Here is a 12,617-nt window from a genome sequence, read left to right as displayed (position 1 = left end):
CTCACTTCACGATATTGAGTATCCGCAAGAACGCGGGCATGGAGGTTGACGGATTGGGCCCCACAGCTGACAACCGCGTAGCGTGCGCCCCCAAAGCTCGGTTACTTGCCACCGTGAAATTTTCGATGGGAAAGCTGGCGGTAATGTTCTTACCGCTCAACAACTTGAGACGGCGACAGGCATCATCCAACTGCTTGGACGTGCGGTAACTCTTGTCCTCCGCGTGCCACACCAACCATGTTTCGAACTTGAGATTAGAAACAACCACCTTAATTCCGTGTTCCTTGGCTGCCCTTAGCGCCCGCTCAAGTTTGCTACGGCCACCGGGGGTGGCCTCATCCCACCGATCCACATCCACCACGGCGAAACACTGCTCGTAAGGCACCTCATCCCCGTGAGAATTCGTAGCTGTGCGCTCTTGCTCGGCTTTCAGCTCGACACACTTCTTCACCACAGCTTCCGGGTTCGATGTCCACTGCCCTGTACCTTTCTTGCGAGGTCTCGGACGAATATCAAGGTTAAAATCCCGGTCTTTGATGTATTGATGTAGTCGCTCTAAGTACTGAGGCTCCGTCAATTCCCCCTCGGTGACAACCAGGATCTTGCGTCTTCTTTCCGGCCGCATGCGGTTGGTAGGGCTAGAACGCGGTCCCGCTTTCTTCTTCCGTCCACTTGGCTTCGGCCTTCTACTCATCGTGATCCGCTCCAGCGCGAATGAGACCCTTGAGAGTGGAAGGGGAAATTTCGGGTATCGCACCGTAGCGGCCGCTAAGGTAACGCCGTTCATAGTTGGCATCATCACGCCTATCGAAGTTGTCCAGACTGAAGTACGAAGAACTCCCGGCAGGTGACTTCTCTGCAAACCAGAAGTTGGCGGGCGTGAGGTGCAACTTCTTCCTGTTCTCTAGCAAGTTCGTGTTGTGAGTGGTGAGGAGCAACTGAGCATTGTTGATGTTGACTTCCGGATCGGCGAAGGCCGACACAATCATGAACAACAGCGCGACGTGCAAGCTCGCATCAAGCTCATCCGCTACCAAGAAATCGCCGTTACGGAGCACGCTGAGAAGGGTCGGTGCGATAGACAGCCAACTCTTTGTGCCATCGGATTGATCGGCCAGGCTCAGCTTCGCCTCTCCGCCTTCGGCGTGGTGGATAAACCTCAGGCTATATACAATGTCCTCAAGCTCCTCATCGCTAAACTTGATCGCAAGCTGGCGTGACTCCTCGCCCGATTCCTCACCAGTGTCATTCAAAGCGGCGAGGAGACGCTTCACATCCTGCATGATCTTCGCGGGAATCTTCGTCTCATCCAGCACCACGCTGGTGATGCCAGTATCTGCAGCGACGAGAAGCGAGGAGACATCATTCAAATTCAGGTCTCCATTTCTAATCTGCCGCACCAAGCTATTGATACGCATGTTCTCATAATCGGACCCAGTGGGGAGGAACTTGATCCTCGTCACCAGCTCGCGCGCGACGTGTCCCAGAACGGGGAGCTCATCCCGAAATGCCACGGAAAACAGCAGCTCCTTATCGGAGGCACGCTCGTAGGCCTTTTGGTTCTTCTTTGAAATCGCAGATTCCGTCCAGTCCACGTCCTCAGGCGTCCGCGAGAAGACTGACGACCACCTGGCAGATGGCACTCTGCTCAACCATTCGCTGTGGATCCTCTGGGCATCCAGCTCGAACCCGTACACGTACCTGACACCATCAACGACAAAGTCCCACTCGAAGAAGCTCGGCTCAGTGCGTGATGTTTCGTCGAGAAGAAAAGGACGATAGGGCAAAGGCTGATTCTCGTCAGCCGCACGCCAGATCGTTGCCGATCCTTGAATCGCCTGCAGGCCAAACCGCATTGCCGCCAGGAAATTGCTCTTACCCGAGGCATTAGCTCCATGGATAATGCTCACGCTCCTGGTAGCACTGTCCCAGCCACCGCTGGGGGCACGGGGCGAATCCAGCCCCTGAGCGAAAGTCATCGTTTGTTGCTCACGGATGCTGAAACAGTTCCCAACTGTAAAAGAAAGGAGTCTCATGCCCAAATTGTACAATTAATTGCCACTTTTCACCGGATTCCGCTTAATTTAGCACTTTAATTTGCCCTTTTACTTGATCTTGTTCGCGGGGATTGAACGTCGACAAGCGTAAAAAAGCCCGCCTCAAGGGGCGGGCACAGGGTGACCGGGAGCCTACTTCAGACCCATCGCATCGGAGATGGTGAAGAAGAGGTCGGTCTGGTCGGTGAGACCGGCGACGTTGACGGCGCCCGGGCCGAAAGCGGCGACACGGAGCTGCGTGCCCGTGTGGCCCTGGTCCTGGAGATCGAGGTTCTCGCTGGTAGCGTAGCCAACCGTGAGGGTCGAACCGTCCTTGGTGGTGAGGTTGCGGGACAGGCCCGGGTAGACGGCCTCGCGGGCCTCCTCGACGGACACGTTGTTCTTCTCGGCGATCTTGTCGATATCCTTCTGGCTCATGTTGCCGACGATCTGCGAGGTGTGGGCGTGATCGGCGGTGACGATGACGAGGGTCTCGCCGTCCTGCTTGGCGAATTCGAGGGCCTTTTGGACAGCCTCGTCAAGGTCGACGGTCTCGCCGATCTGGCCACAGGGGTTGGCGGCATGGTCCTGCTTATCGATGGACGCGCCCTCCACCTGGAGGAAGAAGCCCTCGTCACTGTCCTTGAGAACGTCGATGGCCTTCTGCGTCATCGCGGCGAGCGTGGGGATGTCCGCCGTGCGCTTCGGGTTATCCGTGCAGGTAGCGGACTCCTGAAGGTAGCCATACTTCTCCGCCTTGGGACCCTCCCAACGAACGGGCATGTTGCCCTCGGCAAACAGGCCGAGAACCGGCTTATCCTGCGTAGCCTCGGTGATCTTGTCCAACTCGGCGGCGTTGGTAGGAACGACGTAGCCCTTCTCCTTGGCGTAATCGACAACCGTCTTGCCCTCGCCCTCACCAGCGCGAATGGTCTGGCCGAACGCCTTCGACCCACCGCCCAGCGTGATATCTGCGCGGGTCTCGACAATCTGCTCGGAGATGGAACCCTTGCCGCCCTTCTCCTTCAGATCGTCGCCACACTTTTCTTCATCCTCTGGGCCGTAGCACTTACGGGCCTTGACGTGGGCCGCCTGGACGGCCGGAGTGGCGTCCTCGATCTCCGCGGTAGAGACGTTGCCCGTCTTCTTACCCGCCTTCTTCGCCTTTTCCAACAGCGTCTCCTGCGGGGCGCCGTGGATATCGACGGAAATCGCGCCGTTATACGTCTTGGTGCCCGTAGACCAGGCGGAACCGGAGGCGGCGGAATCCGTGACGTAGTTTGGCTTGCCCTCCTTATCCAAGGAATAGTGCGTGTACTGGCCGGTGACCGGCAGGGCATCGATGCCCTTAAAGAAACCGCCCGCGCCCTCGGCGTAGTTGCGCGCCACCGTAATCTCCGAATCGCCCATACCATCGCCGATGAGGAGGATGACGTTCTTGGCGCCCGTCTGGCTAATCGCGCTCTTCATGAATTCCGTCTGGTCGCCGGTGAGGCGGCGGGCGCCACCGTGGGTGGTGATGTCACCGTGGGCGGCGCGGTTGGCGATCTCCGAATTGAGATCCGCCTGGGTGCCGGCGGCGTTGTGAATGGATGGGCTGTTACTGCTGGTAATGGAGTTATCCGAGGCGCTATTCGGGGTTGAGCAGCCGGCCGCGAGGACAGCCGCGAAGCTAAGGCCGAGGCCCATTTTTAGCATGCGATTCATTCTGTTTTTCTCCTTTAACTGAACTTTCAGCAAACGCGCAATTCGCGCTCCGGTCGAAATACTAAATCTTTCAGTTTTCCTGAATCTTTCAACAGAATGAATAATGGCTTAATAACTGTGCGGGGGTGACGGGCTGAGGAACCGTTCACGGGGGCGTCGACAAGCGATGAAGGAGCGATACTTTAAGCTAAGGGTACCCTAAGTTTAGAGATTGGAGAGTGAGTGAAGACTACCCATTCCATCATCGCGTTTGCCCTGGCCATCTGCCTCGGGCTGACGCCACAGGTCGCGGCGACACCGGCTGTGCCGACCGAGGCGACGACAAAGGATTCGGACGCGCGGCAGTGGTCCGGCATCGACGGCACGCGCTACGGCGACAGTATCCGCAGGACTTCCCGCGTCACGTACACCGACGCCGGGGTGCCACTACAGGCATCGTGCAATCTGACCGGCGATATACGCAATGACCTAGTATTTATCGATGCCGCCCGCGGGAAAATGCACATCGTTGATCACATCCCCTACGGCTCCGACAGCGACGACGTGACCCTGCCGATCGGGGCGCAGGACGGGGTTGTGTCTGTTGACCTGCCCGCGGGGACAACCGGGGTGGCCAGCTGCATCAAGGTTGAACGCGGCGCACCCGCGAAAATCGCCGTGGCCAGCGGAAAGAACGTGTTCATCGGCGATTCAACCGGGTTCCCCAGCACACCGACGTACACGTTTGACGACGATGTGACCGCCATCGCGCCGGTGACAGCCGGTGTGGACGTTCCGGGAATGGTGGTGGCCGCAGGCGGATCCGTCCACTACTTTGCGCAGGTAGACGGGACCGCGGCGACCACGGTGTGGACGGGCGCAGGTGCCGTAGGAACGCTCGCACCGATCGGCTACGCTGCGGGGGACTCGCCGACGATCGGTGTTGGCGCACCGAGTTCGGCAACGGCCTACGCACTGCCCCTCGACGCTCCAGCGGGCCCCATCGGCTCTGGCGCAACGACTATCACCGGCGGCCCGTCCTTCGGCACATCACTCGTGGGCATCGGCGACGTCAACGGCGACGACCTCGACGATTACGCCGTGGGCGCACCACTAGCCAACGACCACACGGGCGCGGTAGCGATCGTGTACGGCACTAGCTCGGCGGGCGGAAAAATCGCCGTTGACACCGCATCGGTGGGTCCCACACCCGTTGTGCGCGACGGCACACCCGCGGGCACCCTCATCAGGCAGGTGGGACGCGGACGCATCGGGACGACGCTCGCCTACATCCCGCAATACGATCCCGACAACCGTGGCGCACTCGTCATCGGCCGCCCCGACCACGAAGAACACCCCGGCGCGGTGATCGTGAGCGAAACCGAACTCAACCGGAGCTGGAACACCGGTGGCGGCCTCGATAGCGTCCCTAGCTCCTCCTCCGTCTTCCTCGCCAGCGAAGAAGGCGGCGACGGCGACGGCGGATACAACGTCGGTGTAGTCGCACCGTTCGACTCCGACACCGACCTCACCGCCGTCTACACCGCGGACACCAAGGGCAAGATCGACGTGTGGACCGTGGACATGCGCAGGCAACACGAAACCACGCCCCCGGCATCACCCCTCTACCCCGCGCCACCCGCACCTTCTGCTTCAGCTGCGTACACGCCGGTGGACGAGGTCGCGGCAAAATCCTGGCTCGGAACCTTCACCGGTGGCCTCGGCGGCGCGCTGGCCAAGGGCAGCTGCGACGTGACTGGCGACGGCATCGCCGACATCATCTCCGGCAACGCCATCCGCTCCGAGTACAAGTTCGACCCCTTCTACGAGGATTCGACCCCCACGCACGGCTGGGTGTTCAACGTGACGGGCGCGGTGCAGATTATCCCGGGTGGCACGCCGGGCGGTGTCATCGGCGAGGGGGCCGCGGATTCTGGTCGGGAGGATCCTTCCCGGGACGGCAAGGGCGTTATTACCCTCGTAGGGCCGCGCACCACCGCCGACCCCAGCACCGATTCCGCCGTCGGCTTCTCCGTCGCCTGTCTCGGCGACGTCAACGGCGACGGCGTATCCGATATTGCCGCCAGCTCCGTCACCACAGGCAAAGTGTGGGTAATCTACGGCGGTGCCACGCTCGCCTCCACGTCGCTGGAGGACCTCTCCCCCACACGCGGATACGTCATCACCCTGCCACCCGACGGGGCAGGCGGTTACCAGGTCACCCGCGTGGGCGATGTCGACGGCGACGGACTCGCCGACGTTGGATTCGTAGTTTCTAACGCCGCGCTGGCAATGCAGGACCTGTCCAAGACATACGGCTCGGCCTTCATCGTCCGCGGCAACGCCACGGGCCAGGCCGTCACGATGACCTCGCTGGAATCCCCCGCTGTGCTCCTGCGCATCAACTCACCACTGGGGCACACGTTCAACGCCTTCACACCCGTCGGCGACGTCAACGGCGACGGGCACGGGGACTACGTGGTCACCGACTTCAACAGCTTCACCCCGAAGGGCACCGTGCCCGGCGCGGCGTGGGTAATCTACGGGGGCTCCGGCGGACTCGTCGACCTCGGTGGCGCATACCCCGGGTACGCGCTGACCGTGGACGACTCCGCGTCTTTCCGGCTCGGCGCCGGCAACTCGATCGCCCGCGGTGGCGACGTCAATGGCGACGGGATTGGCGATTTCGTCATCGGCTTCGACGGTGGCGCCATCATGAACCAGACCGAGGGTGGCGTGGCGCTCGTGCTGGGGACCCCTGATGCCTCGGTGACCGAGCGACACATCGATCCGACGGGTGCCACCACCGATGATCATGTGCGGATCGTGACCGGTGCACAAAAGGAAAGCGGCTTCGGCTGGGCGGTGGACACCACCCCCACCGGCTTGCTTGCCATCGGTGCCAGTGGCGAAGGCGCTAACGGCGCGGTCCACGTGCTCCGCTTGGCCGATATCCCCGCCGGTGCGACACCCATCAGCGCACTCGGTGACCGCGTCACCACCATCGACTCCAAGGGGGAGCGCTCCCGCTTCGGGCGCACCGTGGCCTTTGTTGGCAATGTCCTGGGCGAGCCAACGCTGGCGTTTGGTGGCGACGGTGTCATCGACAACCCCGCCACGGAGGAAGAAGGATATGCCCACTCCGCACATATCCTCGCCGTCACGGCACAGTCGGTGACACCGGCTGCACCCGCAACCGGCAGCGGGGACTCCGCCGGAAGCAGCTCACCTGCGGAAATCGGCGGAATCGTCGGCGGGATCGCAGGTGCCATCGCGCTCGCTCTTGGAATTGCCGGGCTTATTCAGCAATTCTTCCCCGAGCAGCTGAAACAATTCCTCGCGGGGCTCCGGTAGCCCGTTGCCATCCCCGGGACGACGTGTGGTGATCACCGCCGTTTCCCCCGGGGATTTCTGCATTCTGGTGGCTTCAGGGGCTTAGCGACGAGCCCAGGCCCCGATGGTGCCAGGAACCATGGGAGGAGCCTCACCAACGATGGCCCTGATGTTGGCATCCTGCTCCAGCTCCGGGGTCACGGTCTTGATATTGCGCGACCGCTTGTTCCGGCCCTGCGGTGCCATTCCCATGGGCATCACACCTCTTGTTGCCCCTGCGCCACGGGCAGCTGTGTTAGTGGCACCGGCTGAGCCCATCCCCGCACCAGACGCGACCTTTGCGGTCACTCCGCGCTGCGTAAATTCTGAGCCGGTCGCCGCGCCTCCACCCGGCGCGAGAAGAGAACCCGCTGCTGCAAGACCTGCTCCCGCTCCGACGCCGAGACCAGCACTATGTCGATCGCGGTTGCCCATGGCGCGTAACGTGTTACGAGTTCCTGTTCCCCCACGCGTGGCGCTTAGCCGCTTGCGCGTCGCATCAGCATTTGCTGCAGAGGTGCGCAGCGACGACCCGCTACTTGCTTTGCTACGAGCTGCCCTCACACCGGTTGAGGAGCCGAAGCGGGATTTCTTCCCACCGGTATTTCCACGCCCGCCACGTGGCGCACCCATAGGTGCCGCCGGCACCATGCCGGAACGACCGGGGGCACCGATCGCGGGTGCTCCCACCTTGCCCTCGGGCACCAGCCCCGCCGCATTCGTACCGGAATTGCCGATCCCTGACACCTGCGGGGACGCAATGGCTGAGGCGGTGCTCTGTGGCGTTGTCCCAACCTCGCAGGCATCCAGCCCACTCACACTTGTTCCATCACCTGACGCGTTTGCCGCTGTGAGTTCGTGTAATTCCCTGACCAGTGCCTTGTCCGGATTACCCGTCCGGATCCCTTCAATGTGGCGTTCCAAGTCCTTCTTGGCCGTAGTCGCAATGTCCTCCAATTCGGCCTCGAGTGTGCCTCCCTCCGACGGCGGCACCGACACATCCAAAAGAGAATGCACGCGGGGCTCCGCCAGAGTGAGAAGCGGTGGCATGGCGTACTTTGCATAAGCCAGGAGTGCGAGCTTTTCCTCCAGCTGCCTCACCCCGGGCACCGGATTTGTCATGATCTGGCCATTAATGAACGCCGCCTCCGCCGTCCCTAACTTGTGCGTGAGGTTCATTCTCCCCGTCCACCGCGACATCGCCTGCGCATTATGCGAAAAGGATTCCGTCGCTTCACTGGTCCTGCGGATTCTGTCCACTATCGCGTCAATCGCATCCCCCTTATTTGCTGCCTGGATATCGTTAGCCACCTGGCGCAACCGGGCCGTCGCGTCGTCCATCGATTGCGCAGTTTTCTTCCACGCGTCCACTGCTTCCCCTATCGCGGATGTTTCAGTAGTGAAGTAGCTGCGCAGCAAATCAATGACGCTCGTGGGTGGCACCACGGTCTTTGGGGAGACCACCAGCGGCACGGGCGACACAGTTTCCGCCAAGGTCACCGTCCCTGTCTCCTCCCCCACACCAGCGCATCCACCGCCTTCAACCGCATCCAAGGCCTGGGAAAAACACCGCTCCTGCGCCTCGAAGCCTTGCGCAGTCTCTTTCACGCCAAGGGCCAGACCCTCAATAATCTTCGCTAACCCCTTAGTTGTCCCAGTTGCCGATGCGGGACCCGAATTCAGAACTCGCGCATGCTCGACACCTAACTGATCTAAACCCGAGACGCGAGTGAAACCGTTAAGACGATCAGATACCCATCGATGTGCTGGAGAAATATGAATTGGAATTATTATTTTCTGGAGGTCACGAACTGCATCTAGTAGTTGTCCAGCATTAATTTGTACGATACTCATTGAGTTTCTCCCCGATTAACAAATCAAAATACGTTTCAGCGATCGGGCAAGCATCCGCAGGATCGATCCGATCGCCAAATGTGGGAATATAAAGAACTTCAACAGTGCCCCTCGGAGTTTCCGCGGCAATTGAGCAGCCCGTTTCTCCATCTTGCGAGTACGCCAATGATGGGGTCTTCTCCGGAGATGGTTGATAATTCAGCGGAACGCCATCTTCCTCAAGTCGAGCTAGCTTAAACGCGGCACCATTGACCAAAATCGACCCTTCATTAGCATCGAAACTACAGGAATCCAGGCCATCTTTTTCGACCAAATACTTGTCCGCATCCGACCTCCTCAGCCCCGCTTCCTGTACCTGCGCATCCGTGATATCTTCGCACGGCTTCGCCAGATGAAAGTCCGGATCTGACCGGTCAAAAAGGTACGGCTCATCCTCCGGCGCAAGCCCCTGCGGCACGCCGAGCAGCCTCGCGCAACCCGTCAGACACAGAGCAGGCACGACGACAAACACAAAAAGGCGTGCAAAGATCCCTACCTCTTTCACTCCAGGTTCCTTTCTGTCGGTTATGCCTACACTTCTTAGACTGAGTGACACCGACCAACGGTTCCATTCACAGCAAAATTTTTTCGCATGACGTAGTTACATCTTTTTGTAACTGGTAGCGCGCAACCTTGCATGACGAAATGGGACCACGCACCCCCATCGGAGGGACTAACGGTGAGGGAGGCAGGGACGGTGACAGGGGGACGTCGACAAGCAAGAACAGGGTCGACGGGGTGGCCGGCTTAGGCCTCGATGGCCAGGGGCTGGTTGGGCAGCGGGGCGTTGCGACCGGCGGAGGTGAAGCACTCACCGGAGGCGAATTCGAAGCGGATGAGGCGGGGATCGTTCGGATCAACATAGACCTTGACCAGGCCTTTAGTGATCAAATCGTGGCAGCCGGCGCAGACGACCAGCAGGTTATCCAGGTCAGTTTCGCCGCCGGAAGCCCAATCGATGAGGTGGTGGAACTCAAGGAAACGGGTGTGGGTACAGCCGGGCATAGCACACCTGTAATTCCAGCGCGTGAGCAGGGCAATCTCCTGCTCTCGACTGACCAGACGCCGACTCCGGCCAAGGGCCAGGTGGTTGCCCTGGTGGTCAATCCAGTGGTTACGCACCGCCGAACCGTAGATAAGCCTAATCACCTGGCGCGGATCCGCACCCAGCTGACCAGGGAGGATCAGGCGGCCATCTTCTTTGAGGATGACGTTGACCTCGGCACCGGGGGCGCGCACCGAGGAACGCGGCTGACTGCGGACGATATCGACGACGCCAAACAGCGCCACGAGCTGCAGGTTCTTGCGGGGATACCCGAACCGAGTGATGGAGTCCCGCGCGGACTTTCCCGTGCCGGCATCCTTTGCCGTGGGATCCTTAGACAACGGACGAGGCGGATCGAGGATATCGCCTAGCGTTATTTTTGGCCGCTGCTTAGGCCTCTTCGTAGCGGGTGCGGGCTCATAACTGTACGACCTCCGATCTTCCTCGAGGCACTTATCAAGTGTGGGATCCGGCAACGTCGCGTTGGCCCCCGGGTGGGCAATCTGGTCCTGGAAGATCTTCTCCGACTCCTCCTTGGACACCTCCCTCAGGTGAGCCAACTCCCCGACCTTCAAAGCCGCGAGGAACTCCGCGCCATGGACCGGGTTGAGGAGCCCGGAGACGCGGACGTTGCCGTTCTTCTCCACCACGCTGACCCGGAAGTACTCCTCCTCATCCGGCTTCTCGTTGTGGTTTCGCCCGGCAAGCTCATCCTCGAGATTCTTAAAGGGCAGGGAGATGGCGAGATCGACAAGCTCGCGCTCGTTGTCCTGTGTGATGTAGGCGAGAAGCTTTCTCACCTTGGAATAGGACAGGCGAGCCGCGCAAAACGCCTGGGAAAGGTAGTCAAACTCGAGAAGCTTCACCCCCACCCTGCAGTACTCGTAGGCAGTCCGCTCCGAAATCCCGAGCTTGGATATCAAAAGATTATGCACCGCCGAGGCACCGGCCCAGTGGGCTAACCCCATCGCGCAGTAAATACCAATTGTGAGCAGCAGGCGCGCCCGCTGCATCGTCGCCAGGTAGAACGCTCCAGTCATACATTCCATCAGCTCGGGCGGGGTGGGAAACTCCTCGTCCACCACATCAACTCTTCCACTCGCTCTACACCATGCTCTACTTATCCTGATCCGAGTTAGCTCTTTCATAACCCCGAAAACCCTCCGAAAATTAGTACGTGTGTTCGTTTATAGAACCGAGCGTACACGCCCCACCGCAGCTTGCAAAGGGCATTTCGGTAACGTTTTCATAACGATTCGAACAGTTCGAACATGGCCTCTGACCTTCGGGCTATTCTTGCGTCACTTCGGGCGCTATCGGGCATGGACGTGGGAACGGACACGGAACGAAATGTTTGAAAATTGCAGGCGGCCAGGTCACGACGTTGACGGAGTGCGCCACGGCGCAATTTCGGACACAACCAGAAGGGTGTCTTAGAAACGGAAGCGTTCGGGCACGACGGTGGAAACGGACACGGAACGCAATGTCGGATAATTACAGGGCACCAGGTCACGGTGATTGCGCGTTGCGCCGTTGCGCACAAACAGACAAAAACGGACGTGCGTGGATAGGGCTGAAAAGTTTTTCCAGCGAAGAGGGAAACCGACCTTTAAAGTAGAAAGGGTGTAGTACTCCTGCGGATCAGAGAGGCGGTTGAGGTGATGTTCATTCCCGTTGTCATCGATTACTGCCAGGTCAGCAGGAGTGATAATCAGGATGTGGTGGTGTCATGCGGGGGTCACTGCGAAGTGTTGCAGGCGTGCAAGGGCGAGTACGCGCGAGTGGCGGTGGAGCGGTTCATCGGGCTGGTGGGCGACCACGTGGGCGAGCAGCTGGTGGTGTACACATCCATTAGGGATATCGCGGCGCTGGTGGACGCGCACGCGGAGCTGTTTGGGAACGTGACCGTCAGTTCGACGGTGACGCCGGGGCTGGCTGACGACTTCCGCAAGGTGAGAGAAGAGGTGAGAGAGAGGCGTCGACAAGCGAAAATAGCGGAGACGTGCGACACGGGGGCGGCGGGGGTGGTCGCGGCGACGGACGCGTCGATGGGATGCGCGGCGGGGAGGGCCGGGATCGCGATGGTCTCGACGACGGGGCTCGTGGAGGCGCGGGTGGTGAGGGCGGCGACGATCCTCGACGCGGAGTTCGAGGCGGTGCTCATGGCGCTGATGAAATGGGTGGGAAAGGCCCATGAACTGCACGTTCTCACCGACTCGCTGTACGTGTTCCGGGCGCTCAACAGGCCGTCGGTGCGCAGGAGACGCTCCGAGGTGGGTCGGAATGCGCAGCGCAAATGTTGTCAGCTGCTCTTCGGCGCGGTGGGGTTAACGGACGTCCACGTGCACTGGGTGCGCGGGCACACGGGCCACCCGCTCAACGAGATCGCCGACGAGGTGGCCATGTTTACCAGGAGAAACGGCGAATGGGGGCTTGGCGAGGCGCAGGATGCCATGGTGAGCCGGGCGCGCGAGGCGCTGGAGAGGACGGTGGCGGGGCGGGCGATGATCGACTTTGTGCCGGCCGCCGGCGACAGGAACGTGCGGCGCGGACGGCTCTAGCGCTTTGTTGCTCCAGATCCCGCA

8 protein-coding genes are annotated in these 12,617 nt (G+C 60.6%); 2 read left to right on the top strand and 6 right to left on the bottom strand.

Annotation, left to right across the window (positions count from 1 at the left end; all coding sequences use genetic code 11):
- Nucleotide 1: 1 nt before the first annotated feature.
- The 3 genes from HMPREF1219_RS12280 to phoA form a co-directional block, all read right to left on the bottom strand.
- Entirely contained in the window at nt 2-625 is a 624-nt protein-coding gene (locus HMPREF1219_RS12280; RefSeq protein WP_051120541.1) for an RloB family protein, read from the bottom strand.
- 61 nt (nt 626-686) lie between these two features.
- Complete coding sequence (locus HMPREF1219_RS08920; protein WP_016458586.1) at nt 687-1,979, bottom strand: AAA family ATPase; 1,293 nt, start codon at nt 1,977-1,979, stop codon at nt 687-689.
- A gap of 210 nt (nt 1,980-2,189) precedes the next feature.
- The gene (phoA, locus tag HMPREF1219_RS08915) at nt 2,190-3,743 is read right to left on the bottom strand and encodes an alkaline phosphatase (protein WP_016458585.1); all 1,554 of its coding nucleotides are present in this window, start codon (nt 3,741-3,743) and stop codon (nt 2,190-2,192) included.
- 222 nt (nt 3,744-3,965) lie between these two features.
- Between phoA and HMPREF1219_RS08910 the strand changes: the two genes are divergently transcribed.
- Nucleotides 3,966-7,076: a hypothetical protein gene (locus HMPREF1219_RS08910; RefSeq protein WP_016458584.1), complete on the top strand. Its 3,111-nt coding sequence runs from the start codon at nt 3,966-3,968 to the stop codon at nt 7,074-7,076.
- Nucleotides 7,077-7,157: 81 nt separating this feature from the next.
- Here the strand turns inward: HMPREF1219_RS08910 and HMPREF1219_RS08905 are convergent, their stop codons facing one another.
- The 3 genes from HMPREF1219_RS08905 to HMPREF1219_RS08895 all read right to left on the bottom strand — a co-directional run bounded on the left by HMPREF1219_RS08905 (nt 7,158) and on the right by HMPREF1219_RS08895 (nt 11,072).
- The gene (locus HMPREF1219_RS08905; protein ID WP_051120540.1) at nt 7,158-8,702 is read right to left on the bottom strand and encodes a hypothetical protein; all 1,545 of its coding nucleotides are present in this window, start codon (nt 8,700-8,702) and stop codon (nt 7,158-7,160) included.
- A gap of 226 nt (nt 8,703-8,928) precedes the next feature.
- Complete coding sequence (locus HMPREF1219_RS08900; protein WP_016458582.1) at nt 8,929-9,492, bottom strand: DUF3558 family protein; 564 nt, start codon at nt 9,490-9,492, stop codon at nt 8,929-8,931.
- Between the two features lie 242 nt (nt 9,493-9,734).
- Nucleotides 9,735-11,072, bottom strand: coding sequence for an HNH endonuclease signature motif containing protein (locus tag HMPREF1219_RS08895; RefSeq protein ID WP_169455929.1), 1,338 nt, complete (start codon nt 11,070-11,072; stop codon nt 9,735-9,737).
- 621 nt (nt 11,073-11,693) lie between these two features.
- Between HMPREF1219_RS08895 and HMPREF1219_RS08890 the strand changes: the two genes are divergently transcribed.
- Entirely contained in the window at nt 11,694-12,593 is a 900-nt protein-coding gene (locus tag HMPREF1219_RS08890) for an RNase H family protein (protein WP_016458580.1), read from the top strand.
- Nucleotides 12,594-12,617 lie beyond the last annotated feature (24 nt).

The sequence above is a fragment of the Corynebacterium pyruviciproducens ATCC BAA-1742 genome, assembly GCF_000411375.1.
GTDB lineage: Bacteria > Actinomycetota > Actinomycetes > Mycobacteriales > Mycobacteriaceae > Corynebacterium > Corynebacterium pyruviciproducens.
Note: the sequence above shows the minus strand (reverse complement) of the source record. Positions and strands in the feature narration are given on the sequence as shown.

Bases quoted from the DNA above. Each gene is read 5' to 3' on its own strand.
- HMPREF1219_RS12280 (WP_051120541.1), bottom strand. From the start codon at position 625: ATGCGGCCGGAAAGAAGACGCAAGATCCTGGTTGTCACCGAGGGGGAA.
- HMPREF1219_RS08890 (WP_016458580.1), top strand. From the start codon at position 11,694: ATGTTCATTCCCGTTGTCATCGATTACTGCCAGGTCAGCAGGAGTGAT.
- HMPREF1219_RS08920 (WP_016458586.1), bottom strand. From the start codon at position 1,979: ATGACTTTCGCTCAGGGGCTGGATTCGCCCCGTGCCCCCAGCGGTGGC.
- HMPREF1219_RS08895 (WP_169455929.1), bottom strand. From the start codon at position 11,072: ATGACTGGAGCGTTCTACCTGGCGACGATGCAGCGGGCGCGCCTGCTG.
- phoA (WP_016458585.1), bottom strand. From the start codon at position 3,743: ATGAATCGCATGCTAAAAATGGGCCTCGGCCTTAGCTTCGCGGCTGTC.